Annotated in this window: 18 protein-coding genes, 1 tRNA gene and 1 rRNA gene; 15 read left to right on the forward strand and 5 right to left on the reverse strand. The window is 72.4% G+C overall.

Translation table 11 applies throughout. The features are described 5' to 3' along the window. The first annotated feature begins 110 nt into the window (after positions 1-110). From rrf to EDF47_RS10955, 10 genes are all read left to right on the forward strand, one after another. Positions 111-227: ribosomal RNA gene (gene rrf / locus EDF47_RS10900) — 5S ribosomal RNA — on the forward strand. A 100-nt stretch (positions 228-327) separates the two neighbouring features. After that, positions 328-1,815: a glutamate--tRNA ligase gene (gene gltX, locus EDF47_RS10905; protein ID WP_133937186.1), complete on the forward strand. Its 1,488-nt coding sequence runs from the start codon at positions 328-330 to the stop codon at positions 1,813-1,815. Positions 1,816-1,861: 46 nt separating this feature from the next. Continuing rightward, the gene (locus EDF47_RS10910; protein ID WP_243834045.1) at positions 1,862-2,824 is read left to right on the forward strand and encodes an NAD(P)/FAD-dependent oxidoreductase; all 963 of its coding nucleotides are present in this window, start codon (positions 1,862-1,864) and stop codon (positions 2,822-2,824) included. Positions 2,825-2,869: 45 nt separating this feature from the next. Next, positions 2,870-2,941 (forward strand) — tRNA-Gln (locus EDF47_RS10915). A gap of 339 nt (positions 2,942-3,280) precedes the next feature. Beyond that, positions 3,281-6,031, forward strand: a complete 2,751-nt coding sequence (locus EDF47_RS19840; protein ID WP_166673225.1) for an alpha/beta fold hydrolase — start codon at positions 3,281-3,283, stop codon at positions 6,029-6,031. A gap of 341 nt (positions 6,032-6,372) precedes the next feature. Further along, positions 6,373-7,314, forward strand: a complete 942-nt coding sequence (locus EDF47_RS10935) for a glycosyltransferase family 2 protein (protein WP_133937180.1) — start codon at positions 6,373-6,375, stop codon at positions 7,312-7,314. Further along, positions 7,311-8,273: a glycosyltransferase family 2 protein gene (locus EDF47_RS10940; RefSeq protein ID WP_123294830.1), complete on the forward strand. Its 963-nt coding sequence runs from the start codon at positions 7,311-7,313 to the stop codon at positions 8,271-8,273. The genes EDF47_RS10935 and EDF47_RS10940 overlap by 4 nt, the downstream gene beginning before the upstream one ends. Further along, positions 8,270-11,821, forward strand: coding sequence for a glycosyltransferase (locus tag EDF47_RS10945; protein ID WP_133937178.1), 3,552 nt, complete (start codon positions 8,270-8,272; stop codon positions 11,819-11,821). The genes EDF47_RS10940 and EDF47_RS10945 overlap by 4 nt, the downstream gene beginning before the upstream one ends. Further along, complete coding sequence (locus EDF47_RS10950; protein WP_133937176.1) at positions 11,808-13,838, forward strand: PIG-L family deacetylase; 2,031 nt, start codon at positions 11,808-11,810, stop codon at positions 13,836-13,838. Before EDF47_RS10945 ends, EDF47_RS10950 begins: the two co-directional genes overlap by 14 nt. Then, positions 13,835-14,842 (forward strand): glycoside hydrolase family 16 protein, encoded by a 1,008-nt coding sequence (locus EDF47_RS10955; protein WP_133937174.1) that lies wholly within the window; start codon positions 13,835-13,837, stop codon positions 14,840-14,842. The genes EDF47_RS10950 and EDF47_RS10955 overlap by 4 nt, the downstream gene beginning before the upstream one ends. 42 nt (positions 14,843-14,884) lie before the next feature. Here EDF47_RS10955 and EDF47_RS10960 read toward each other — a convergent pair whose 3' ends face one another. The 4 genes from EDF47_RS10960 to EDF47_RS10975 form a co-directional block, all read right to left on the reverse strand. Then, positions 14,885-16,066: a glycosyltransferase family 4 protein gene (locus EDF47_RS10960; protein ID WP_133937172.1), complete on the reverse strand. Its 1,182-nt coding sequence runs from the start codon at positions 16,064-16,066 to the stop codon at positions 14,885-14,887. Next, complete coding sequence (locus EDF47_RS10965; RefSeq protein ID WP_133937170.1) at positions 16,063-17,607, reverse strand: oligosaccharide flippase family protein; 1,545 nt, start codon at positions 17,605-17,607, stop codon at positions 16,063-16,065. The genes EDF47_RS10960 and EDF47_RS10965 overlap by 4 nt, the downstream gene beginning before the upstream one ends. Further along, positions 17,604-18,518: a beta-1,6-N-acetylglucosaminyltransferase gene (locus EDF47_RS10970; RefSeq protein WP_111086034.1), complete on the reverse strand. Its 915-nt coding sequence runs from the start codon at positions 18,516-18,518 to the stop codon at positions 17,604-17,606. Before EDF47_RS10970 ends, EDF47_RS10965 begins: the two co-directional genes overlap by 4 nt. 140 nt (positions 18,519-18,658) lie before the next feature. After that, positions 18,659-18,883, reverse strand: a complete 225-nt coding sequence (locus tag EDF47_RS10975; protein ID WP_133937168.1) for a hypothetical protein — start codon at positions 18,881-18,883, stop codon at positions 18,659-18,661. Positions 18,884-19,065: 182 nt separating this feature from the next. On the opposite strand from EDF47_RS10975, the gene EDF47_RS10980 reads away from it, so the two are divergent. After that, positions 19,066-20,358, forward strand: coding sequence for a glycosyltransferase family 2 protein (locus EDF47_RS10980; RefSeq protein WP_133937166.1), 1,293 nt, complete (start codon positions 19,066-19,068; stop codon positions 20,356-20,358). 162 nt (positions 20,359-20,520) lie between these two features. Here the strand turns inward: EDF47_RS10980 and EDF47_RS10985 are convergent, their stop codons facing one another. Then, complete coding sequence (locus EDF47_RS10985) at positions 20,521-21,840, reverse strand: glycosyltransferase (RefSeq protein ID WP_131846380.1); 1,320 nt, start codon at positions 21,838-21,840, stop codon at positions 20,521-20,523. A gap of 295 nt (positions 21,841-22,135) precedes the next feature. Here EDF47_RS10985 and EDF47_RS10990 point away from each other — a divergent pair, with 295 nt between their 5' ends. From EDF47_RS10990 to EDF47_RS20065, 4 genes are all read left to right on the forward strand, one after another. Then, on the forward strand, positions 22,136-23,419 hold the full coding sequence (locus EDF47_RS10990; protein WP_133937164.1) for an ABC transporter substrate-binding protein: 1,284 nt from the start codon (positions 22,136-22,138) through the stop codon (positions 23,417-23,419). A gap of 156 nt (positions 23,420-23,575) precedes the next feature. Next, a complete protein-coding gene (locus EDF47_RS10995) occupies positions 23,576-24,553 on the forward strand; it encodes a sugar ABC transporter permease (RefSeq protein ID WP_131879923.1) in 978 nt (325 codons plus the stop codon). Then, complete coding sequence (locus EDF47_RS11000) at positions 24,550-25,461, forward strand: carbohydrate ABC transporter permease (RefSeq protein ID WP_194673456.1); 912 nt, start codon at positions 24,550-24,552, stop codon at positions 25,459-25,461. Before EDF47_RS10995 ends, EDF47_RS11000 begins: the two co-directional genes overlap by 4 nt. A gap of 5 nt (positions 25,462-25,466) precedes the next feature. Further along, complete coding sequence (locus tag EDF47_RS20065) at positions 25,467-25,937, forward strand: hypothetical protein (protein ID WP_208320952.1); 471 nt, start codon at positions 25,467-25,469, stop codon at positions 25,935-25,937. The last annotated feature ends 20 nt before the right edge of the window (positions 25,938-25,957 follow it).

Here is a 25,957-nt window from a genome sequence, read left to right on the forward strand (position 1 = left end):
CACTTTGTGGTTCCCGACAGACGATCGGGAATCAAACTGAATACACCGCTCTGCCCATTCGTGGGCAGCAGCCGGAACATGTTTGAGACCAGATTCATGGTCGAAAGTGTTCCGGTGGTCATAGCGAGAGGGAAACGCCCGGTCACATTCCGAACCCGGAAGCTAAGCCTCTCAGCGCCGATGGTACTGCAAGGGGGACCTTGTGGGAGAGTAGGACGCCGCCGGACTTAACGTTGCAACACCAGGGAACCCCTGACCAGCACTGGTCAGGGGTTTTCTGCGTTCACGGGTCGCTCGAGCAGGGCGTGACGGTAGCATTGGCGGGTCATGACTGCGCCATTCACCACTGCTTCCGGGTCCGAGATCCGCGTCCGTTTCTGCCCGAGCCCGACGGGGACCCCGCACGTGGGGCTCATCCGCACGGCGCTCTTCAACTGGGCGTACGCACGCCACACCGGCGGCAAGCTCGTGTTCCGCATCGAGGACACCGACGCCGCGCGGGACAGCGAAGAGTCCTACGCGCAGATCCTCGACGGCCTGCGCTGGCTCCGGCTGGACTGGGACGAGGGCGTCGACGCCGGCGGTGAGCACGGACCGTACCGGCAGTCGCAGCGCACCGCGATCTACGACGACGTCATCGCGAAGCTCAAGGCGTCCGGGCACGTCTACGAGTCCTTCGTCACGCCCGAGGAGATGGAGGCCCGCAACAAGGCTGCCGGGCGCGATCCGAAGCAGGGCTACGACAACCACGAGCGGGACCTGTCCGACGACGAGCGTCAGGCGTTCCGCGACCAGGGCCGTGAGCCGGCGCTGCGACTCCGGGTCCCGGACCGTGACCTGAGCTTCGACGACCTCGTCCGTGGAGAGATCACCTTCAAGCAGGGGACGTTCCCGGACTTCGTGGTCGTCCGCCCGAACGGCAAGCCGCTGTACACGTTCACGAACCCGGTGGACGACGCCCTGATGGGCATCACGCACGTCCTCCGCGGTGAGGACCTGCTGTCGTCGACCCCGCGGCAGATCGCCCTGTACGAGGCGCTGTACGAGATCGGGCTCGCACCGGCGATCCCGGTGTTCGGTCACCTGCCGTACGTCATGGGCGAGGGCAACAAGAAGCTCTCGAAGCGCGACCCCGAGGCGAACCTGTTCCACCACCGCGACGCCGGCATGATCCCCGAGGGGCTCGTCAACTACCTGGCCCTGCTGGGGTGGTCGATCGGTGCCGACCGCGACGTCTTCTCGATCGACGAGATGGTGGCGGCGTTCGACGTCACCGACGTCAACCCGAACCCGGCACGGTTCGACCACAAGAAGGCCGAGGCGATCAACGGCGACCACATCCGGTTGCTCGAGCCGTCGGACTTCCGCTCCCGGCTCCTGCCGTACCTGACCGACCTCGTGGCCGACCCGCCGACCGCGGAGCAGACCGAGGTCCTGACGAAGGCAGCGCCGCTCGTCCAGGAGCGCATGCAGCTGCTCGGTGAGGCCCCGGCGATGCTCGGGTTCCTGTTCACCGCCGACGCCGACCTGGTGGTCGAGGACGACGCACTGGCATCGCTCAAGGGCGACACCGGCGCCGTGCTCACGGCCGGCATCCCGGCGCTCGAGCAGCTCGACGACTGGCGGACCGAGGCGATCGAGGGTGCCCTCCGCACGGCGCTCATCGACGACCTCGGGTTGAAGCCCCGGGTCGCCTTCGGTCCGCTGCGCGTGGGGGTCTCCGGGCGCCGGATCAGCCCGCCGCTCTTCGAGTCGATGGAGATCCTCGGCAAGGAGTCCACCCTGACGCGGCTCCGCGCCCTCGCGGCCCGCTGAACGGCGAACGATGAGCACCGCGGGAAGCGCTGCAGGACCCACGGGCGTGCCGAGTACCCCGGTCGTCCACGACGTCGCGGTCATCGGCGCCGGACCGGCCGGTCTGAGCGCTGCGCTCAACCTGGTGCGGGCGAAGCGCACGGTGCTCCTCGTCGACGCCAACCGGCCACGCAACGCCGCGACCCTGCGGTCGCACGGCTTCCTGACGCGTGACGGGATCTCCCCCCTCGAGCTCCGGAAGCTCGGTCGCGCCGAGGTCGAGGAGTACCCCGAGGCGACGATCGTGCAGGCCGTCGTCGACCTGGTGACCCCCGACGCCGACGGGTGGCGGCTGCACGGGACCTGGCGTGGTGCCGAGGTGGACGCGCGGGCGCGGACCGTCGTCGTCGCCACGGGGCTGCGCGAGGAGTTCCCGGCACTGCCGATGCTCCGTGCGTTGTACGGCACCGCGGTGCACAGCTGCGTCGAGTGCGACGCGTACGAGAAGGCGGGGGAGCCCCTCGCCTTCATCTGCGAGACCGACGACGTCGTGGACCGGGCACTGCTCATCGCGGCGTGGGCCGACGACCTCATCGTGTACACGAACGGTGTCGCTCCGCTCGACGACGCGGGGCGAGCCCGGTTGGCGCGTGCCGGCGTCGTGGTCGACGAGCGGGTGATCGAGGACCTCGAGGGCGACCGGACCGGCATGACCGGGGTCCGGTTGGTCGACGGCCACGTGGAGCCGCGGACCGGCGGGTTCGTCCGGCCGACGTGGCACGCCGACCTCGACTGGCTGCGCTCCGACACGCCCGGTGCGCCGACAGCCCCGGAGCGCGATGCCCACGGACTCCTCGTCGTCGACCGGGTCGGCCGGACCACGGTTCCAGGGCTGTACGCCGTGGGGGACGTGACCCCTCCCGGGCCGGAGCAGCTCATCGTCGCCGCCGGGCACGGTGCCACGACGGCCGCGGCAGTGCACCGAGACCTCGTGGGTGGTCTCGTGGACCTCCGGGATGCTGTACAGTAGTTGATCGTGCCCCGGACAACGGGGACAGAAGGCCAGCAGGCCTTTTGGGGTATGGTGTAATTGGCAACACAGCGGTTTCTGGTACCGTCGTTCTTGGTTCGAGTCCAGGTACCCCAGCACTCGAAGAACAGCCCCCGGGATCCCCGGGGGCTGTTCTCGTCTCCGGACTCGTGCGCCGCCATCGCCTCCATCGGCGATCCACAGGCTCCGGACTGCGCATTCCGAGGTTGCGCGGAACCGCACGATGCTCCGCGCCCACCCGGGCCGCCCCCGGCTCTGGACCGTCCCCGTACGGGGGCCGAGCACGCTGGCGGAGGTGCACCGGGCCTCCCGGTCGGGTTGCGTGACCCCGCACCCCGCGCGACACGGCTCGTGGGCCGTACCGCGTCGGACGTACCGTCGCAGGACCGGCGCGGGACCCGCGGCGGCCCGCCGACGAGCATCCGAGGTGTCATCGTGACCTCCGCCGACCCGCTGACGACGACCGAGCACTGGACCCACCGCGCCGCGATCCCGCTGGCCGACGACCACTCCGTGCTGGACCGCTGGGACCGTGTGGTCGCGCTCCACGGCGACGCCGCTGCTCTTGCCGGGGACGGCCGTCCCTACACGTTCAGTGAGGCGGACCGGGCGGCGCGCGACCTCGCGTCGGTGCTCGGGGCCGAGCTCCGACCCGACGACCACAGTGGTGCCGGCGTCGGCGCCGTGGCCGGTGGGGCATCGAAGCCGGTCGGCGTCATGGCGGGCCAGACCACCGAGGCCGTCGTCGCGATCCTGGCGCTCGTCCGGGCGGGGCGCACCGTGGTGGTGCTCGACGAGCACCTGCCAGCGGTCCGTCTCGGGCACGTCGCGCAGCTCGCCGGGGTCGACGAGATCGTGGCGGACGCCGCACGCGCCGACCTGGCGGCGACCGTCGTCGCCGACCGGGACGGCCGGGTGCACGCACTCGACGAGCTGATCGAACGACGCGGCGAGACAGCGGGCAGCGAGACGCAGACGGACACAGCGGCCGACGCGCCCGGCACCCGCCCGGGCGGCCACGACGCGTTCGCGATCGTGTTCACCTCCGGCTCGACGGGCATGCCGAAGGGCGTCGTCCTGACGCACCGGCAGCAGCTCGCGAACGCCGAGCAGGACGCCGTCGCCCTCGGCACCGGACCGGGCGACCGCCTCGGCGTGGTCCTGCCGCTGTCGTTCGCCGCCGGTCTGCTGTTCTCGTTCGACACCCTGCTGAGCGGCGGCAGCGTCGTGCTCCTCGAACCCCGCGAGCTCGGGGTCGAACGCCTGCTCGCACGGTTCTCCGCCGACGGCGTGAACGTCCTCGTCTGCACCCCGCACCTGCTGCGCTCGATCGTCGGCTCGCAGACGGCACCCGGGGCGCAGGCGTCCGGGGCGGGTCCCGCGCTCGGCGGCCTCCGCTTCCTGATGACCACCGGCGAGGCGGTGACCGGTGCCGACATCGCCGCCGCCCGACCGCACCTCGACCCGACGACCCTGCTGCTGAACGCCTTCGGGTCGAGCGAGACCGGCTGCGTGGCCTACTGCCCCGTGGAGCCCGGTGCCCCGGTGCCCGTGGGCGTCGTGCCCGCTGGGTGGCCGCTGCCCGGCAAGCAGGTGCTCGTGCTGCGCGAGGACGGCAGCCCCGCCGACCCGGGGGAGACCGGCGAACTCGTCATCGTCTCCCAGGGCCTGACCGCCGGGTACTGGGGTGCCCCGGAGAAGACCGCCGAGCGCGCCGGACGCACCGACGACGGCACGCCGACCTGGCGCCAGGGCGACCTGGCCCGGATCGAGCCGGACGGCCGGCTCGTGCTGCTCGGACGCTCCGACGACGCCGTCAAGGTCCGCGGGTACCTCGTGGAACCGAGCGAGGTCGAGGCGGCGCTCCGCGCGATCCCCGAGGTGCACGACGCCGTCGTCACCGCGCAGGTCGACCCGCCCGCCGTCACCCGCCTCGTCGCGTACGTCGTCGGCCGTCCGGGCCAGCGCACACCGGCGCCCGCGGCCCTGCGCCTGGCCCTGCGCGACCGCCTGCCGGAGTACATGGTGCCGGCGTCGATCGTGCCGATGACCGAGCTGCCGCGGAACGAACGCGGCAAGGTCGACCGGGCCGAGCTGCCGGGTGCACCGAGCATCGAGACCGAGATGGTCGAGGGCGAGTACGACCAGTGGGAGCTCGTGGTCGGGCAGATCTGGGCCGAGGTGCTGGGCCTGCGCGGCGTCCACCTCGACGAGGACTTCTCGGCCCTCGGCGGCGACTCGTTGTCGGCGGAGGAGATGCTCGCGCTCGTGCAGAGCCGTCTCGGCATCGACCTGCGCTCGTCAGACGTCCTGCAGCACCCCACGCTCCGGGCGTTCGCCCGACGGGTGCGGAGCGGCACGACGGCGCTGCCGAGCCACCCCGACGTCGTCAAGGTGTCCGGCGCGCGCGAGTCCGGGCGTCCGCCGGTGTTCTGCTTCGCCGGCGGTGGAGCGCTCGCCCTGACGTTCCTGCCGTTGTCCCGCTACCTGCCCGAGCACGACGTGTACGCGTTCCAGCAGCACGGCCTCGAGCGTCGGGGCATGCCGGACTGGAGCATCCAGGCCAGCGCCCGCCGGTACGTCGCCCTGATGCGCATCGTGCAGCCGCGCGGACCGTACCTGCTGGTCGGCCACTCGCTCGGTGGACTGATCGCGCTCGAGATCGCCCGGCTGCTCACCGAGAGCGGCGAGCAGGTCGAGCACGTCGCGCTGCTGGACACCTACCTGCCGCGGACCGGGGCCGAGGGGGTCCGGAAGCACTTCGGACGGCTCGAGCCCCGCGAACACCGCAACCCCGCCGTCCGTGTCGTCGGCCAGCGCCTCGCCGGGGCCGTCCGGCGGGTCATGCCGTCCGGCATGTCGTGGGGCGAGCACGTCGCGAAGCGCGCGCGGGCCTACAGCGCTGGTGTGCTGCGGCACGGCGGGCAGAGGGACTTCGACGCCTTCTTCGACCAGGCCGAGCTCGTCACCCGGCGGCACCACCCGACGCCGTTCCACGGACGGGCGACGTACGTGCTCGCCGATGCGAACCCGGACGCGACCGGCTGGTCCGCGCTGCTGCGCGGGCGGACCGAGACCGTGCGGATCGCGGCCGAGCACAGCTCGCTGCTGCGGGAACCGCACGTGGCCGACCTCGCGACGGCGCTGCGTGCGGCGTTCGCGACGGAGGGCGCGGCCCGGAACTGAGCCGGGTGACGGACGGGAGGCGCGGGGCGGGCTGGCACCGGGCCTCCCGTCACGTCTGCCCCTGCGTCCACGGCACGCGGCCGGCGCGGTGTTGCGGGTTTCCGTATCCGCGGCCGAGTGTCCGCAATGGACCGCACCGCGCATTGACCGCCTGCCAGCCCGCGACGATGGTTGGACACGCGGGGGAGAGTACCCACTCACCTGCGAAGCCGGCGGCGTCGTACCCGCGTCCCGCTGCTCGACCGACGACGGTCACCGTCGTCGATGCGTCATCCGAGGACGCGCCGCTCGTCACACGAGCCACAACCCGACAGCAACCCTGACCCGACAGGACCGCGCCCATGCCCGCACGTACCGTTCGCCCTGCAGACCCGAGGGTCTCCGTCGTCATCCCGGCGCGGAACGAGGCCCGAAACCTCGAGATCATCCTGCCGAAGCTCCCGCCGGTGTACGAGGTGATCCTGGTCGACGGCAACTCCGTCGACGACACCATCGCCACCGCGCAGCGCGTGATGCCCGACATCCGCGTCGTGCACCAGACCCGCAAGGGCAAGGGCAACGCCCTCGCCTGCGGGTTCGAGGCCGTCACCGGCGACGTCGTCGTCATGTTCGACGCCGACTGCTCCGCCGACCCGGACGAGATCCCGCGCTTCGTGCAGGCGCTCGTCGAGGGCGCCGACGTCGCGAAGGGCACCCGCTACTCGCTCGGCGGCGGCAGCGACGACATCACGATCGTCCGCAACCTGGGCAACCGTGGCCTGAACATGCTCTGCAACATCATCCTCGGCACCCGCTACAGCGACCTCTGCTACGGCTACAACGCCTTCTGGGCGGACGTCCTGCCGGAGATCGGCCTGCTGTCCTCCGAGCTGCCGAAGCCGTCCGACGGCTCGATGCTCTGGGGCGACGGGTTCGAGATCGAGACCGTGCTCACCTGCCGCTGGTCGGCCGCCGAGCTCGCGATCACCGAGGTCCCCAGCCACGAGAAGCTCCGCGTGCACGGCTCGAGCAACCTGAACGCCGTGACCGACGGCATCCGGGTGCTGAAGTCGATCATGCACGAGCGTCGTCGCGCAGCGATCGGCCGCTCCGAGGTCCGTCGCGCCGCGATGAGCGTCGTGCCGCCGGCCGAGCAGCTGGCCGCCGTGCCGCACGCTTCCGCACCGCACGCTTCCGCACCGCACGCTCCGGTCCACGCGGCCGGGCACGCCCCGCTCGGCGCGCACGCCCCGCACGGCGCCCCCGTCGCGGCCGTCGCCAGCCTCGAGGAGGAAGTCGCGTGACGACCGTCGCGGTCGTCATCTGCGCCTACACCCAGCAGCGCTGGGGCGACCTGCAGGACAGCGTCGAGTCCGCCAAGCGCCAGCCCGAGGCCCCCGAGGTCGTCGTCGTGATCGACCACGAACCCGAGCTCCTCGCCCGCGCCGCGGCACGCTGGCCCGAGCTCCGCGTCGTCCCGAACACCGAGGACCGCGGCCTGTCCGGTGCCCGCAACACGGGCGTCGCCCTCACCGACGCCGACGTCGTCGCGTTCCTGGACGACGACGCGACGGCCGACCCGGACTGGCTCGGCCACATGCTCACCGCCCTCGAGGACCCGGACGTCGTCGGCGTCGGCGGCCGGGCCACACCGTCCTGGCCCACCGCCACCGGTGCCGGCCCGTACGCCGACGAACTCCTCTGGATCGTCGGCTGCTCCTACCGCGGCCTGCCCGAGACCCCCGGCGACGTGCGCAACGTCATCGGCTCGAGCATGGCGTTCCGCCGTGACGCGATCATGCTCGCCGGCGGGTTCCGCTCCGGCATCGGCCGCGTCGGCAACCAGCCGCTCGGCTGCGAGGAGACCGAACTCTGCATCCGCATCGCCCAGGCCCGTCCGGGTGCGCGCATCCGCCACGAACCGCGCTCGAACGTCTCGCACCGGGTCTCCCCGGACCGCGTGACGATGCGCTACCTGCGCCGTCGCAGCTACTACGAGGGCATCTCGAAGGCCGTCCTGAGCCGTCGCGTCGGCACGGGTGACTCGCTCGCCAGCGAGTCGACGTACCTGACGAAGGTCATCCCCGGAGCGGTGTTGCGCGAACTGCGCCACATCGGTCGTGGCGGTGCCCTGCGTGCCTTCGCGATCGTGCTCTCCGTCGCGTCGACCGTCACGGGCTACGCCGTCGGGCGTGTCCTCGGTGGCGTCGTCGTCCGCACCCCGGCGGCCGCCCCCGTCCCCCAGCCGGTGGGGACGCGGTGACCCGCGCGACCCTGGCGATGGTCATCTCGCCGATCGTGACCGGGCCGCTATCCCCGACGTGGGACGGCGCCCTGTGGGTCGGCGAGGTCGACCGCGCCGACGTGCACGCGTCCAGCCACCGTGACGTGGTCGCACTCGAGGGCGCCGCGGGCTACCGGCGCGCTCGACTGCTCGTCCGCGACCACGGCGAGCCGCTCGGCTTCGTCGAGGCGGACATCACCGAGCGTCGCCGCATCGGCGGGACCATCGACGTCCGCACCCTCCAGCGCGCGATCCGGCCGATGCCGGTGCCCGAGCGTCGGCCGGCAGCAGGTCTGGTGCTGCCGTCCGTCACCGTGGTGCTCTGCACGGACGGGGCCGCCGGCACCACCATGCGGTCGGTGCTCGCCAACGAGTACCCCGACTTCGACGTCGTCGTCGTCTCGCACGGCGCCGACGACAGCGGCACCGCGACGGTCGAGATCGGCGGGCGAAGCGTCACCACGATCGCCGCGCCGACCGGTGGCCTCGCCGCCGCCCGCAACGCCGGACTCCTCGCCGCGAGCGGCGAGGTCGTCGCGTTCGTCGCCGAAGGCGCCGTCGTGGACGGTGACTGGGTCGCCGCGTTGGCCGCCGCCTTCGCCGCGGACCCCGACGTCGCCTGCGTCACCGGGCTCGTCCCCAGCGCCGAACTGCGCACCCCCGCGCAGCGCTGGCACGACGACCGCACCGCAGCTGGCCGCACCGTCCGCCGTCGGGTGTTCCGCCTCGACGACACCGACGACGTGCCCCCGCACCACCCCTTCGCCGCCGCTGCCTACGGCACCGGTGACAACCTCGCCGTGCACCGCGCGACCGCGCTCCGGATCGGCGGCTTCGACACCGCCTTCGGACCGGGCACCCGCGTCGGTGCCGGCGACGACCTCGACCTCTTCACACGACTGCTGTTCGCCGGATCCGCGATCGCCGTCGAACCGGCCGCCATCGCGTGGCAGCGATCGGCGGACGACGTCGCGTCGCTCCGCGCCGCTGCAGCCGCGCACGGCCACGGACTCGGAGCCTGGATGACCAAGAACGCCATCGACCGCGAGTCGCTCACCGCATCGGTGGACGCAGCGCCCGAGGCGCTCAGCGCCTTCGCACGACTCGGCCTCGAGCAGGGCGACCGTGCGACGGACATCGCCGGCGACCAGCCCGGTGACGCGGACCGCGTGCCCGACGCGGTCGACGCCGAGTTCGCCGCCACCCAGCGGCGGCTGCGCGGGGTCGAGCAGCGCTCGGTCCTGACGGCGCCGTTCCTGGCGCTCGTCGAACGACTGCGTGGTGGTGGCACGATCGACCGGAACGCCCGCGGTCGCCACGAGCTCCGGCACGGTCTGGCCTCGGCCGGTCCCGCCCGCCCGCTCGCGGTGGACGCGATGAGCCCGATCGCACGACTCACCGCAGCGGCGATCGTCGTCCTGACGCTCCTCGTCGCCGGGGTCGCCGCGATCGCCGGACTCCCGGTACTGCGGGGGAGTGCGATCGGCGTGTACCTGTTCGCGCTGCTCGGCGTCGCACCCCTGCTGCTCGTCCGCCCGATGCCGCTGGCACGCTTCAGCGTCTTCGCGGTCACGGCGTCGCTCGTCGGCACGATCGGCATCGGCTACACGATGGCGACGTTCCAGCTCTGGAACCCCACGGTGCCGTTCGTCGGGGTCGTCGTGCTCACCGCCGTCGCCCTCGCGATCGCCGTGCCGCGTGACGTCGCCGAACTGCAGCGCGCCCGCCTCGAGCCGGCCGCCGTGGGCGCCACGGCCCGTCGCTGGACCACCACTCACACCGTCACCGCCGGCTCGGTCGTCGGCCTGCTCGTCATCGTCGTCGCCGCGCTCACGCACATCGGCGACCCGGTGCCGGACGGGCTGTTCGGGTCGCTCGGCCCGGCCCTGGTCATCGGACTGGCGCTCGTCGTCGCTGCTGCCGTCGTCGCCCTGGTGCGCGGTCGCGGACTCGCGATCCCGGTCGTCGTGCTCGGCGGGTCGATCCAGCTCGCACAGGCCATCACCTACGGCATGCCCACCGTGATGGCGGCCGCTCGCCACATCGGCGTGCTCGAGTACATCCGCCGCTGGGGTTCGACGAACCCGGCCGCCGACATCTTCCAGACGTGGTCCGGCCTGTTCGCCGGCGGCGCCTGGGTCGCGGACGTCGGCGGGATCGACAACGCGATGACCATCGCCGCGTGGGTCCCCGTCCTGCTGGCCTTCAGCACGACGATCGCCGTCGGGGTCCTGGCCGCCAACTGGCTGCCGGGCAACCGTCGCCCCTGGATCGCCGCGTTCCTGACCGCGATGACCGGCTCGCTCAACACGACGTACTTCTCGCCGCAGTCGGTGGGCATCCTGATGTCCCTGGTGATCCTCGTGCTGGCCGTCGGCCCGCTGCGACGCACCGCGGTGACCGCCGCCGACGGCGTCCGCACGACGATCCTGCGGGCCCGCCGCGTCGGCCTGTCCCGGATCATCGCCATCACGCTGATCGGCATCGTGCTGGTCGTCACCCACCAGATCTCGCCGTACCTGACGGTCGCCGCACTCGTGACGCTCATCGTGTTCCGACTGCTCCGCCCCTGGTGGCTGCCCGTCGTGGTGCTCGTCCCCGCCGTCGGCTTCGCCCTGCTGAACGACGACATCCTCGGCAAGTTCCTGTCCCTGGGAGCCGTCGGCAAGGTGCTCGACAACGTGCAGCCGCCGTCGCACGACATGACGGTCCTGCCGAAGCCGCTCGTCACACGGCTCGCGTTCGACATCCCCGCGGCGGCCCTCGTGGTCCTCGGTCTCGTCGCCGTGATCACCGTGCTGATGCGCCGCGACCGCGTGCACTGGGGACTGCTGGCCACGGCGGCGAGCCCGATCTCGCTGCTCGTCGCGACGAACTACGGCCAGGAGGGCATCTTCCGTGTCGTGCTGTTCGCGACACCGTGGATCGCGATCCTGGCGGCGGGGCTCCCGATGCCCAGCGGCCGGCTGGCTCCCGTCGGTCGACTCGTCACCCGTGCGGTGCGGCCCACGGCGGTCAAGGTCGTCGTCGCTGCGGCCGCGGTCGCCGCGATGGTCGGCATCGGCGCGTTCGGTCAGACCGCCCTCGACTGGAACCGCGTCCCGACGCGCAGCCAGTCGGCGGCGACGCAGTTCTACGACGCGACCGCGCCGAAGGGCTCGATGATGCTGCTGACCGGTTCGGCGAACGCCGTCCCGAGCAACACCGGCGCACGCTACTTCGACGTCGGGGCGCTGTCCCGCGAGGTCCTCGGGGCGTACCCGGAGCCGGAGGGCTACGACGCCGAGGCCGACGTGTCCACGATGACCCGCCAGCTCGTCCTGGACTGGCCGGCGACGAAGTACTACGCACTGGTCGCCGAGCCCTTCGGCGCCTACGACGAGCGGTACGGGTACCAGACCGACGCCGACTACCAGGAGCTCGCGGCCGCGATGGCCGACTCGCCCTACTGGAAGCGCGTCTTCGGCTCCGGCACCACCGCCGTCTACGAACTGACCCCGGCTGGGCTGGCGCATGCGACGAACTGAGGAACGCACGGCCCGGGCCTCCCGGCGGACGTGGCGCACGCGCGCCGCGTCCGCCGCGGCGGTCCTGGGGGTCCTGGCGGTCGTCGTCGCCGTCATCGCCGGACCCGGCGGTGCGATGTCCGCCGACGCACGAGGTCGGAAGACACCGCCGCCGAGCACGCCGACCAGTACGCCGACGCCCACGCCCACGCCGACGCCCAGCAGCACACCGACGGGTGGCACGGCCGCCGCGAACGCCGACTGCAGCGCCGGCCGGGTCCTCACGATGGTGGCGCACGCCGACGACGACCTGCTGTTCTCAGGCACCGAGCTCCGCGCCGACATCGACGCCGGCAAGTGCGTCCGCTCGGTCATCGTCACCGCCGGTGACGCCGGCAAGCCCGCCTGGTACTGGCAGTCCCGCGAGAACGGGTTGATGGCGTCGTACGCGTCGATCGCCGGCGTCTCGTCGAACTGGACCGCCGGGCAGCTCTCGGTCGCCGGCCACACGCTGCGCACGGCGACCCTGGCGACGGCCCCGCGGCTCAGCCTGGTGTTCCTCGAGCTGCCGGACGGCAACATCGACGGCTCCGGCTTCGCGGCCACGGGCAGCGAGAGCCTGGAGAAGCTCTACGAGGGCCAGATCAGCACGATCCACACCGTCGCCGGGGCAGCCCAACCGACGTCCTTCTCGCTGACCGACCTGCGCGCGACGTTCTCCGGGCTCGTCACCGGGTACGCGCCGACCGAGATCCACACGCTCGACCACGGCGGCACGTACGGCGACGGCGACCACAGCGACCACCACACCGTCGCGTACCTCGCCGACCAGGCGCAGTCCGCCTACACGGCGGCGCACACGTTCACGGGCTACCTCGGGTACCCGATCGCGGACCGCCCGTCGAACCTGAGCTCCGCGCAGACGGCCGCGAAGGCCGCCGCCTTCTTCGCCTACGCCGCGTACGACGGTGAGACCTGTGGTTCCACCTCCGCCTGCGCGTCGCGCCCGGAGGGCTCCTGGCTGAGCCGGCAGTACGCCGTCGGCTCGTCGGCCCAGCCCCCGACGGACCCGCCGACCTCGCAGGGCACCGACGTCACTGCCGGCGCGACCGTCACCGCGAGCGCCGAGAACCCGGCCGACGGTCAGACCGCCGTGAAGGCCGTCGACGGCGTCGTGAGCGGCTACCCGGACGCCCCGACGGCCGAGTGGGCGGCGCCCGGTGGCCGAGCGGGCACGTGGATCCAGCTGAACTGGTCCGCGGGAACCACCCTGCAGGAGATCGACCTGGCCGACCGGCCGAACAGCGACGACCAGGTGACCGGCGGCACGCTGACGTTCTCCGACGGCACCAGCGTCGCCGTCCCGTCGCTCGACAACGGGGGAGCCGTGCAGCGTGTCGCGTTCAGCGCCCGTCAGGTCACGTGGGTGCGGTTCACGGTCGGTTCCGTGAGCAGCACGACCCGGAACGTCGGCCTCGCGGAGATCCGGGCGTTCCGGCCGGCGGACACCACGCCGACGCCCACCCCGACGCCGACGCCGACGCCGACCCCGACCCCGACACCGACGCCCACGCCCACCCCGACGCCCACACCCACGCCCACCCCGACGCCGACGCTGTCGGACGTCACCGGGTCGGCCACCCCGACCGCCGCGTGGGACGACCAGTCCACCGGGCAGACCGTCGCGAAGGCCGTCGACGGCGTCGTGTCGGGCTACCCCGACAACCCGACGGCCGAGTGGGTCGCCCCGTGGGGCCGGACCGGGGTGTGGATCCAGCTGGACTGGGCCACCTCGCAGCACCTCGGTCGGATCGTCCTGAACGACCGCCCGAACAGCTCGGACCAGGTCACCAGCGGCACCCTGACGTTCTCGGACGGCAGCCAGGTCGCGGTCGGCACCCTGCCGAACGGCGGCGACGCCCTGACGGTCGACTTCACCCCGCGTGACGTCACCTGGGTGCGGTTCACGGTGACGGGCGTCTCGAACAGCACGGGCAACGTCGGACTCTCCGAGATCCGCGCGTGGACGACCGGGTGACCGACGAGCAGGGTGACGGCCAGGAGGCCCGCCCCACGTGGTCGGAACACGTCGCCGACGACGCGGCATCCGCCCACGGCGCCCCACCGGCACACGGTCGCGGCCTGTCCCGGCACCGACCGCCGCGGCGCCCCGGCACCCGCCGGACCGCGCTCGCGGCCGGCGCCCTGATCGTGGCTGCCGGCATCGTCGCCGGCACCACGACCGCGACCACCACGGCGAACGGTGACGACGTGACCCTCGACGACCCGAGCGGCGTCTCGATGCCGAGCTCCGAGCCCGAGGGGTGGACCCGGGTGTTCGGCGAGGACTTCGCCGACGCCGCCACGAACCGGACCTTCGAGTCCCGGTACTCGGACCGGTTCGTCGCGTACCACGGGTTCGCCGACACCGCGGGGACGGGACGCTACCAGGCGTCCACCCTGTCGGCGCACGACGGCGTGCTCGACGTGCGTCTGCGCACCACGCGCGCCGGGGTGCCGCTGGCGGGCGGTGTCGTGCCGCTCGTCGACGGCGAGTGGGGCGGGCAGACCGCCGGCCGGTACAGCATCCGGATGCGCAGCGACGAGGTCGACGGCTACGGCGTCGCCGTGCTGCTGTGGAGCGACGAGAACCTGTGGTCGGACGGTGAGATCGACTTCCCCGAGGGGGCGCTCGGTGCGCCCGCCTGGCTGAACGTGCACTGCCTGGCCGACCCCGCCGAGAAGTGCATCCACCAGCAGACCGAGGCGTCGCTGCAGGACTGGCACACGTACACGATCGAGTGGACCGCCGACCGGATGTCGTTCCTGGTCGACGACGAGGTCGTCGGCACGACCACGGAGAACATCCCGACCGCTCGGATGCACCTCGTGGTGCAGGCCGGGTCGAACGACGGGAACCCACCGGCGGACGCCGCCGGGTCGCTCCTCATCGACTGGATGACGATCGACGTGCCGGCGGACGGTGCCGCGCCGAGCGCGTCGCTGCCGGACGACACCGCGACGACGGACCCGAACGACTGAGCGGTGCCGACGTCGTCGTCGGCACCGCTCGGTCGTCGTCCGTCAGCGCTTTGCGTGCGCCTCGAGCGCCCGGAGCAGCGCCGCGACGTGCCGCTCCCGGCCGTACCGGTCCCGCACCCAGGCGCGGCACCGGTCCGCGAGTCCCGGTTCGGTCTCGGCCGCGTGCAGCGCCTCGAGGACCTTGTCGGCCAGCGCGGCGGTCTCGGTGGGGTCGACGGTGAAGCGCGTCCACTCGCCGCTGAGGATCTCGGCGGTGCCGCCCGACGCCGCCGCGACGACGGGGCGTCCGGTGGACATCGCCTCGACGACCACGCGGCCGAACCCCTCGGGCTCGATGGAGGGAGCCACCACGACGTCGGCGGCGTGCAGCAGGGGGACGACGTCGTCGCGCTCGGGCACCACGACCACGGATCCCTCGGGCAACGCGGCGATCGCGCGGTGCACGGCGGGGGCGTCCTGCGGGTACAGCGCACCCGCCAGGACGAGCACCGGAGCCGGGGCGGGCGGTGTGCCGGGCCCGACGAGGACGCGGGCCGACGCGTGGACGCGACCCCACGCCTCCAGGAGGGCCAGGACGCCCTTCGACCGCGTGAGCCGTCCGTAGTAGAGCACCACGGGGCGGTCCTGGTCGAGGCCGAGCGCAGCGCGTGCTCGGCGTGTGCTCGCCGGCGTGGCGGCGGGGAACGCCGCGGTGTCGACGCCGTTCGGGACCACGTCGACGCGGTCCGGCGGCGCACCGACGGCGGTCCAGGCACGGGCCATCGCCGCCGAGACCGCGAGGTACCGGGTCCGGCCGCCGGCGAACGGGCCGAGCCGACGGTAGTTCGGGGCGTGGTGCAGGTGCACGGCCAGGGGGACGCCGGACACGAAGGACACGACGCGGCCCCACGGCAGGAACTCCGGACGGTTCAGCCACAGCACGTCCGGGCGTGACCGGCGGAGGCGCAGGCCCTCACGGACGAAGCGGAACACGTCCGTCGGGGCGGTCCGGATGCCGAAGCGGTAGTCGCGGGCGTGGCGCAGTCGGACACCGAGCCGGTCGAACACCGCGCGGCCCTCGTCCGGGTCGCCGTCCGGACCGGCGCGGTGCCACACCTCGACGTCGTGGCCGGCTGCGACGAGCTCGCCGACGTCCTCGACGACGCAGCGTTCGACACCGCCGGTGATGGCGAGTCCGTTGGTGGCGACGACGACACGCAGCGGACGGGGGGTGGGACGGGTCATGCGGATCCTCCGCGAGCGAGTTTCAGGCGGCGGAAGAACCAGGGCAGGCACGCGGCGACGCCGACGATGCGCACGATGTTCCACGCCAGGTCCTGCGGCGGGAGGAGCGAGGCCGCAGCGACGACGATCGCGATCGCGATGGCGAGCAGCACCCGGCGTCGAGGGCCGCGCCACTCACGGCGGTCCGGCAGGGAGGCCTGCTGCAGCGCGGCGAGGATGGCGTAGGCGATGACCGTGGCGATGCCCGCGCCGACGATGCCGGTCAGGGGCACCAGCACCAGGTTCGCGGCGATGTTCACGACACCGGCGACGGCGCCGATGACGCCGACCGTCACGCCGCGGCGCTCGACCAGCAGGAGCCGGCCGGTCGCACCGCTCGCGACCACCGGGAACGCGGTCAGGGCGACCACGAAGACGACGACGGTGAGGGACTCGACCCGGTACGACGCCGGGGCCAGGATCGGCAGCGCCACCGGCGACACGAGGGTGACGGCGACGAGCACGGGGGCGAGGAGCATGTAGAGCTCGTCCCGGGCGTGCATGGCGAGCCGGCGGCGGGCCACGGCGTCGCGGAGGGCGGCGAAGTGCGGCGCCCAGGCCTGGTTCGTGAAGGTCAGCAGCAGGATGACCGCGGAGCCGACGACGTAGGCGATCTGGTAGCGGGCGACCTCGTCGGCACCGAGCAGACGCTGCACGACGAGCCGGTCACCGGCGTTCAGGACGAAGTACGACAGGCTGCCGAGCGCGATCGGGACACCGAGCTTGAACGCCCGGACCGTGGTGCGGTGGTCGAACAGACCGCGGACGCGCGGCTTCGTGGCGATGATGCCGATGACCATCGCAGCGCCCTGCGCCACGACCCCGCCCCACGCGTACGTGGTCGCGTCAGCGTGCACGGCGGCGAGGAGCCCGAGACCGATGATCGACCCGCCGACGGACGACAGCAGACTCGTCACGGCGAACACGCGGATGCGGTCCTGGGCGACGAGCAACGCGAGGGACAGCTGCACGATCGCGGCGGGCCCGGTCCAGAGCACGGCGACCAGCAGCAGGGGGTGCTGGTCGACGAAGCCCGCGGCGTCGCCCCAGAGCGGGATCGACACCACGGCGAACACGGTGACGGTGACCGCGGTGACCATGCCGACGAACATCAGGCCGCGGGCACGCCGGTCGTCGCCGTCCTCGGCGCGCTGCAGCACCGACGCCTGGTCGATGCCGCAGACGGCCACGACCACCAGGGCCTGGTACAGCGCGATCGCCGAGGCCAGCACGCCGAACTCGGCCGGTGGCATCAGGTGCGCGAGCACGGGGGAGATCAGCGAGCTCACGACGAGCTGCATCGACCAGACGACCACGTACAGCAGGCCCCGGCCGAACAGGACGGACGAGCCGCGTGCGACGGCGATCGAGTCCGTGTCGGTGGACAGCGCGCCGGGGGCCGCGGGCTGCACGGACGCCTCGAGCTCGTCGTCGTCGGGCTGTGCCGCCAGCGCAGCCGCCTCGGCCGCACGCGCCTCGCGTCGGGTCTGGGGGACGGTCACTGCGCCACCACCACCGGCTGGTCGTCGGCGGACGTGCGGAGCCCGAAGGTCGCGTCGACCACGTCGAGCAGGTCGGTGCTCCGGGACGTCGAGAACTTCCGGGCGAACACGTACGGGGTCGACTGGTCAGCCGCGGTACGACGCTCCAGCACCCGGCCGGCGTCCTCGATCCCGAGCCACGGCGGGCTCTTCTGCTTCGTGCCGTCCCACCCGATCCACCAGAGCGGCTGCACCGCGTGGGCGTCCGCGAAGTCCGGGGTGAACGCCGGGGTCAGCAGGACCGACGGCACGAAGGTCTCGTCGCCGATCCACACCCGCTCCCAGAACGCCACCAGGTCGGGGCGCCCGTCGAACACGTCGACGACCCCCTGCGCGTGGTGGCGGGCCAGGACCTTGAGCTGCGAGCCGCCGCCGAACACGACGTCCCGCGGGACCCGACGGGGGACCGGCAGACGCAGCATGTGCTTCCGCCACGCCCAGTGCCGGAACCGCACGCGCGACCGACCGCCGTCGCGGCCCCACGCGGGGTGCGGGAGCGGCTTCGCCTCGACGAACGACCGCCCGGGGTTCGCGGTCAGGAGCGCCGAGATCTCGTCGGCGTCGGCCAGCGGGTAGTCGCTGCCGGTCAGCAGCGCCACGTGCGTGGCGTCCGTCTGCGCCAGGGCAGCACGGTAGCCGGCGACCTCGGCCGCGACGTTCTCCCACTTCGCCCATCCGGTGCGCATCCGCGGCAGCACGTGCACCCGTTCGGGCAGGCCGGCGGTCATCGCCTCGAAGACGTCGTCGTCGGTGCTCGCGTCGCAGTGCAGGAACACCGGGAACGGGTCGAGCGCCGCCACGAGCCGACGGACGTGCGTCGGGTCCTCGTGGGCGAGGACGATGCACGCGAGTGGCGTGGGAGTGATGGCCATGTCCGCGACGCTAAGCGGGCCCGGCAGCACCGACAAGGGAGGTCGGGACCACCTGCGGGGGAACGGCGGTTTCCCGCAGGCGCCCCCCGATCCGGGGGGGGGGGGGGGGGCGCGAGGGGGATCGCGCGAGGGGGATCTCGTCAGCGGGCGCGGCGGAACTTCGGGCAGTCGCAGAGCGCGCAGTCCGTGCCCGGACGGTAGTGCTCGTGTGCCGCCTGGGCGTGCCCGCACGTGCCGCACGCGGCGTCGTCGGCATCGAGGTGCACCACGACGAGGTCGGACGCTTCGGGGTCCGGAACCAGGTGCAACGTCGGGCGTGGACGCCTGGTCAGGCCGAGCCGGTCCATCGTTCGGGCCAGCGGCATGCGTCCTCCTCGTGTCCGGCGGGGACCGGGGTCGCACCGGCGGGTCGACCGGCGTCTCCCGCGAGTCTAGTGGCGGCAAACCGCAGCCTCCCCGCATCCTCCGAGCATCGCGGTTGACCCCCTGTCGACGCGCGCGGAGCATTGCCACGTCCACCCGACCAGACCGGCCCGACGGGACGAACATGACCGACCACACCACCACCGCGGAACGAGCCCTCACGCTCGACCCCGCGATGCCCTCGCCCGACGCCCCCACCTGGGTCGGCGCTGCCTGGGTCGGCGCCGTCGACCGGTCCGCAGCGCTCGCCGCCGACACCGTGCACCTCGCCGGCGCCGGCGGCTTCCGCCGCGCCCGCCTCATGGTGCGCGACGGCCGCGACGTCGCCGGGTTCGTCGACGTGCGCGTCGACGACCGCGGGGCGGTGGACCCGGCCGAGCTGGGACCGGCCCTGCGTCGGTTGCCGGCCCCGGGCCTCCCGGTCGACGCCCCCGCGGACGGCGCACGCGTCTCCGTCGTCATCGGCACCCGCGAGCGGCCCGTGGCGCTCGCCCGCGCCGTGCGCTCCGTCCTCGAGTCCGCGTACGACGACTTCGAGCTGTTCGTCGTCGACAACGCGCCCGTCACCAGCGGCACCCGCGACGTCGTGGCCGCCGTCGACGACCCGCGCGTGCACTACGTCCTCGAGGCACGTGCCGGCGTCTCCCGCGCCCGCAACGCCGGACTCGTTCGCGCCACCGGCGGCATCGTCGCGTTCATCGACGACGACGTCGTCGTCGACCGCCACTGGATTGCCGCCATCGCCGCCGCCTACGAGCGCGACGCCGACGTCTGGTGCGTCACCGGACTCGTCCCAAGCGGCGAGCTCCGCACCCCCACGCAGCGCTTCTTCGACGAGCGGGTGACCTGGGCGCGGAACCTCGAGCGCCGGGTGTACCGCACGTCCGCCCCGCCCGTCGACGAGCCCCTGTTCCCCTTCACCGTCGGCGCGTTCGGCACGGGCGCGAACATGTCCGTGCGCCGCGACGCCGTCCGCCAGCTCGGCGGCTTCGACGTCGCCCTCGGCCCCGGCACCCGCGCCCGAGCCGGTGAGGACCCCGACCTGTTCACCCGCGTCCTGCTCGCCGGTGGGGCGCTCGCCGTGGAGCCCTCGGCCGTCGTCTGGCACGAGCACCGCAAGGACCGTGCCGCGTTGCGCTCGCAGGCGATCGGCTACGGCACCGGGCTCGGCGCCTGGGTGACGAAGCTCGTGCTGCGGCCCTCGACGGCGTTCGCGGTGCTGCGGCGTGCGGCCGGCGCGCTCCGCCGGCTCGGCGCGCTCGGGCAGGGTGCCGACGAGCGCCCCGTCGACGCGAGCGGCGGCTGGCCCGTCGACGCCGAGTTCACCGAGGCGACGCGCGGGCTCAAGCGCGCCGAGCTGACGGCCGCGCTGGGTGGGCCGTGGCGGTACCTGGCCGGGCGGCTGACCGCGCGCTGAGGCGCCGGGCGCCGGGCGCGGCTGGGCGGGGTCGCCGCACCCGGTTTGAGACAGAGCACGCGTCGATCGACGCGTGCTCTGTCGCGTTCCGCGTGCGCGTCGGAACAGACGGGAGGCCCGTGGCGACACTGCCACGGGCCTCCCGTCCGTCACGCTGCGCGACTACGGCCGGAAGCGGCCGGCCTCGACGTCGCGCCAGCGGCGTCGGCTGCGGAACCAGGCGGCCGGGCCGGCGGGGAACCCGCGCAGCTCGTGGTACGCCAGGGTCTTCGGGATGCGCGTGGTCGAGGCGTCGTTGGTGACCTCGGTCGCGGCGTCCCGGCGTCCGGCCAGGCGGGAGAGCATCTGCTTCGACTTGACCTTCGCGGCGAGCGGCATCAGGCGTGCGAGGACGGCGACGTGCCGCTTGTCCTTCGCGGCGAGCGCGAACATCAGCGCGGTGAAGCCGACGCCGTTGCCGTGCAGCTGCTTGTGCAGGTCCTCGATGGTCTGGCGGTGCCGGTGGTGCACGACCGCGCGGGGCTCGAAGCCGATCTTCCCACCGCGCCACAGCGTCTCGATGAACATCGCCAGGTCCTCGCCACCACGGGCGGGGGAGCCGGCGCCGAGGGTGTGGTCGAAGCCGCCGACGGCCTCGATCAGGGTGCGACGGTAGGCCATGTTCGCGCCGGCGCCGTACGCGCCGATGCCGTAGACGGCGAAGTGCTTGAGGACCTCGCCGGACGGGGTGACCGCCGAGACGCGGGCGTGCCGCATGGTGCCCTGCACGTCGTCCGGGACGATCGTCACGGGCGAGAAGGTGCGCTCGGCGCTGAACCCGCCGTAGTACGCCTCGTACCAGATCTGGGCGGGGGTGGTGAGCTCGCTCGGCAGGATGACGCCGGTGACGGCGTCCAGGCCGGGCTCGCTGACGAACCGGGACCCGATGGCGCGGAGCCACTGCGGGTCGACGCGCACGTCGTCGTCGGTGAAGGCGATGACGTCGCCGGTCGCGGCGGCGACACCGGCGTTCCGTCCGGCGGACAGACCGGGGCGGCGTTCCTCGACGAGGCGGACGTTCCGCCCGGCGAGCATCGCGGGCAGTGCGTCGCCGGCGGGGACGCGGACGCGGTTGTCGACGAGGATGACCTCGTGCCGCGGGTAGTCGAGGTGCTCGAGGACGTCGAGCAGCTTGCCGAGGTCCTCGACGCGGTCGACGATCGTGGACACGACGACCGAGATGGTCGGCAGGTCGTCGTCGGACACCGCAGGGACGTCGGCCAGGACGGTCTCCTGCAGCGCCTCGAGGGCGCGGGCCGCGTCTGCGGGGTCGTCGGTGAGCAGTACGTCGAGGGTGCCGGTGGGGTGGCCGCCGCGGTAGCCGATCACCATGGCGGACTCGCCGGTCTCGTCGGCGACGAGACGGGGGAGCGGGGCGTCGAGGTCGACGCCGATGACACGGCGCGGTGCGGGCACGGTGTCGGCGGGGTGGAGGGTGGCCATGTCGTGGACGCTACGTGGGGCCGTGGGTGCGGACAACGGTGCGGGACACCGGTGGCGGTGTTCATGCGGAGTTCCGCAGTGGCGCGCAGGGGTCCCTCGAACGAGGGTGAGCGCTCACCCAGGAAGTCTCCGGGACTTCCAAGGTCACGCTCAGGTCACGGAACCGATGCAACCGGTTGCGGAACCCCTGCGGCGGGCGTAGCTTCCTCCACCAGCAGGCAGCGGCGCCTGCTCCAGGGCAGTGTCGTCGAACCCGATCGATGCCCCCTGGTGATCTCAATGAGGAGACAACGCTGTGAAGACAACACGCTCCAGGGTGCGGTTCGCATCCGTTGCCGGGGTCGCCGTCATCGGCCTCGTGCTCACCGGCTGCTCGAGCGGGAGCTCCGGCGCCGGTTCGGACGACGCCAAGAGCGGCCAGGACAGCCGCGGGCCCATCACCTACGTGCAGGGCAAGGACAACTCCAACGTCGTCCGCCCGCTGATCGCGAAGTGGAACAAGGCCCACCCCGACGAGAAGGTCACCTTCAAGGAGCAGTCCGACCAGGCCGACCAGCAGCACGACGACCTCGTGCAGCACTTCCAGGCCAAGGACGCCAACTACGACGTCGTCGACGTGGACGTCGTCTGGACCGCCGAGTTCGCCGCGAAGAGCTGGCTGACGCCGCTGACCGGTGACATGGAGATCGACACCTCGAAGCTGCTGCCGGCCACGGTGAAGACCGCGACGTACAACGACACCCTCTACGCCGCCCCGCAGACCTCGGACGGCGCGCTGCTCTACTACCGCAAGGACCTCGTCAAAACGCCTCCGACCACGTGGAAGGAGATGATGGCCGACTGCCAGATCGCGAAGGACAAGGGCATCGGCTGCTACGCCGGGCAGTTCGCGAAGTACGAGGGCCTGACGGTGAACGCCTCCGAGGCGATCAACGGCTCCGGTGGTTCGGTGCTCAGCAAGAGCGGGGACCCGGACGTCGACACCTCGGACGCCAAGGCCGGCCTGCAGAACCTGGTCGACGCGTTCAAGGACGGGAACATCCCGGCCGAGGCGATCACGTACCAGGAGGAGCAGGGTCGCACGGCGTTCGAAGCCGGCAAGCTGCTGTTCCTGCGCAACTGGCCGTACGTCTACAACCTGGCGAAGACCGACGGTTCGAGCAAGGTCAAGGACACGTTCGGCATCGCGCCGATCCCGGGTGCGGACGGCACCGGTGCCTCGACGCTCGGCGGCCACAACGCCGCGATCAGCGTGTACTCGAAGCACAAGGCGACGGCGCACGACTTCCTCGAGTTCCTCATCTCGAACGACACGCAGAAGTTCTTCGCGACGCAGGGGTCGCTCGCCCCGGTCGTCGGTGACCTCTACACCGACTCCGAGCTGACGGGGAAGCTGCCGTACCTGCCGACGCTGCTCAAGTCGATCGAGTCGGCGGAGCCGCGCCCGGTCACGCCGTTCTACCCGGCGGTGACGAAGGCGATCCAGGACAACACCTACGCGGCGCTCAAGGGATCGAAGTCGGTCGACGAAGCCATGAAGGACATGCAGGACGCCCTCAAGGCGGCGACCAGCAGCTAGCGACACGCGGCTCACGCCGCATCGGACTGGAGGCACGGTGCCATCCCGGCACGTGCCTCCAGTCCTCCCCTACTTGCGTTCCGACACCCCCGGCAAGGAGGCCGACCCGTGTCAGCAGCAACCGAGATCCCCGCAGCCATCCCCAACCCGACGGGCATGGAACCGAAGCGCCAACGGCGCAAGGGCGGACTCAACGCCGAGCACGGCCGGTGGGCCGTGTACCTCATCGGCCCGACGATCTTGCTCCTCGCGATCGTCATCGGCTACCCGGTCATCAGCGCGATCATCCAGTCGTTCCAGCTCGACCAGGGCCTCGACAAGGCCACCGGCCTGTTCGTGCAGGGCGGGTTCGCCGGCATCACGAACTACGCGCACTGGCTCGGCCAGCAGTGCGGCAACGTCACCTGCCCGCCCGGCAGTCTCGGCTCCCAGTTCTGGGTGTCGATGGGCAACACGTTCTTCTTCACGGTCGTCACCGTGGCGTTCGAGACGGCCATCGGCGTGTGGATGGCGATCATCATGAACCGCAACTTCAAGGGCCGCGCGCTCGTCCGTGCCGCGATCCTGGTGCCGTGGGCGATCCCGACGGCCGTCACCGCGAAGCTCTGGTACTTCATCTTCGACGCGAACGGCGTCCTGAACCACGTCCTCGGGCAGCAGATCCTGTGGACGAGCGGCGAGTGGGCGTCCCGGTGGGCGGTCATCATCGCCGACACCTGGAAGACCACACCGTTCATGGCGCTGCTCATCCTGGCCGGGCTGCAGCTGATCCCGGAGGAGGTCTACGAGGCCGGCAAGATGGACGGCGCGTCGACGTTCCAGCGCTTCGTGCTCATCACCCTGCCGCTCATCAAGCCCGCGCTGATGGTCGCGATCCTGTTCCGCGTGCTCGACGCGCTGCGCATGTACGACCTGCCCGCGATCCTCACCGGCGGTGGCGGTGGTTCCGGCAACGCCACCACGACCCTGTCGATCCTGGTCGTCGAACAGATCCGGCAGGGCTTCAACTCCGCGTCGGCCCTGTCGACCATCACCTTCCTGGTGATCTTCATCGTGGCGTTCGTCTTCGTCCGGTTCCTCGGCGCCAACGTCGTGCAGACGCAGGCCGCCCAGCAGAAGGGTGAACTCAAGTGACCCTCGCAGCAGACCGCCCCCGGTCAGTGCCAGTCCCCGGCGAACGTGCTAGCGCACGCGCCGAAGTCCGGGTCCGCCGCGACACCGGCCCCCGCGTCCGCACGGCCGTGCAGGCGATCGTCATCGCCGTGTGGTGCCTCCTGCCGTTCTACTGGATGGTGGTGACGAGCTTCCGCGACGTCGGGTTCACGTTCGACGCCACCCCGTGGCCGACGCACGTCACGCTCGACAACTACGCGACGGCGTTCTCCACGTCGCTCGGCAACCACCTCGGGCGGGCGCTCGCCAACAGCCTGCTCATCGGCGGCGTCGTGACGATCATCGCCCTGCTCGTCGGCACCACGGCGGCGTACGCCCTCGCCCGCCTCGAGTTCGGCGGCAAGTCGCTCATCGCCGGCGCGATCCTGGCGGCCTCGATGTTCCCGGGGGTCGCGCTCATCTCCCCGCTGTTCCAGCTCTTCACGGACATCGGGTGGATGGGGACCTACCAGGCGCTCATCCTGCCGAGCATCTCGTTCGTGCTGCCGCTGACGGTCTACACGCTCGCGTCGTTCTTCCGCGAGATGCCGTGGGACCTCGAGGAAGCAGCGCGCATCGACGGCTGCACCCGCGTGCAGGCGTTCCGGCGGATCATCCTGCCGCTCGCCGCCCCCGCGGTGTTCACGACGGCGATCCTGGCGTTCATCTCCAGCTGGAACGAGTACCTGATCTCCTCGCAGCTCTCGAGCGACGCGACGCAGCCGGTGACCGTGGCGATCGCCTCGTTCGCCGGGTCGCAGCCGCACCAGGAGCCGTACACGGCGGTCATGGCCGCGGGCACGATCGTCACGATCCCGCTCGTGATCCTGGTCCTCATCTTCCAGCGACGCATCGTGGCCGGCCTCACCGCCGGTGGCGTGAAGGGCTGACGACCATGGCACAGCGCGGACCCACCCGGCCCACGGCCCGGATCGAAGAGGCGATCGGCTTCGTCGGCATGTTCGGCATCCTGTTCCTCGGCGCCACGGTGTTCTGCGAGGTCACCGGTCGACCGGCACTCGGCTGGGCCCTCACCCTGCTGGTCTGCGTGCTCGGGGTCGTGGCGCTCGACCGGTGGCGGGTGCGGGTACTCCGCCGCCACGCGGTCGTCGACGGGGCCACCGACGGCATCGGTGCCGCTCCTGCCGTCGCCCCCGTCCGCACCGCTCGCGGCGACGACACCCGTCGTCAGCCACGGCCCTCGGCGGACGGGCGGGTGCACCAGCACAGCGGGTGGGACGAGCTCGCACCAGCGGGTCGTCGAGCGCCGCACCGGGCGCGCCGGACCGCAGCGGCCGTCGCGCAAGCCGCCCCCGGCACTGCAGCCGACCGTTCGGCGGGCGTGACGCACCGCACGGACGGCTGACGGGCCTCCCGGGTCGCATC

Origin of the sequence: Curtobacterium sp. PhB190 (assembly GCF_004365385.1) — a bacterium.
Taxonomy (GTDB): domain Bacteria; phylum Actinomycetota; class Actinomycetes; order Actinomycetales; family Microbacteriaceae; genus Curtobacterium.

What these genes read in the sequence shown, in the direction of transcription:
- gltX (WP_133937186.1), top strand. Translation starts at nt 328, where the DNA reads ATGACTGCGCCATTCACCACTGCTTCCGGGTCCGAGATCCGCGTCCGT.
- EDF47_RS10975 (WP_133937168.1), bottom strand. Translation starts at nt 18,883, where the DNA reads ATGCCGCTGGCCCGAACGATGGACCGGCTCGGCCTGACCAGGCGTCCA.
- EDF47_RS20065 (WP_208320952.1), top strand. Translation starts at nt 25,467, where the DNA reads ATGGCACAGCGCGGACCCACCCGGCCCACGGCCCGGATCGAAGAGGCG.
- EDF47_RS10970 (WP_111086034.1), bottom strand. Translation starts at nt 18,518, where the DNA reads ATGGCCATCACTCCCACGCCACTCGCGTGCATCGTCCTCGCCCACGAG.
- EDF47_RS10980 (WP_133937166.1), top strand. Translation starts at nt 19,066, where the DNA reads ATGACCGACCACACCACCACCGCGGAACGAGCCCTCACGCTCGACCCC.
- EDF47_RS10960 (WP_133937172.1), bottom strand. Translation starts at nt 16,066, where the DNA reads ATGACCCGTCCCACCCCCCGTCCGCTGCGTGTCGTCGTCGCCACCAAC.
- EDF47_RS10995 (WP_131879923.1), top strand. Translation starts at nt 23,576, where the DNA reads ATGGAACCGAAGCGCCAACGGCGCAAGGGCGGACTCAACGCCGAGCAC.
- EDF47_RS10985 (WP_131846380.1), bottom strand. Translation starts at nt 21,840, where the DNA reads ATGGCCACCCTCCACCCCGCCGACACCGTGCCCGCACCGCGCCGTGTC.
- EDF47_RS10950 (WP_133937176.1), top strand. Translation starts at nt 11,808, where the DNA reads ATGCGACGAACTGAGGAACGCACGGCCCGGGCCTCCCGGCGGACGTGG.
- EDF47_RS10935 (WP_133937180.1), top strand. Translation starts at nt 6,373, where the DNA reads ATGCCCGCACGTACCGTTCGCCCTGCAGACCCGAGGGTCTCCGTCGTC.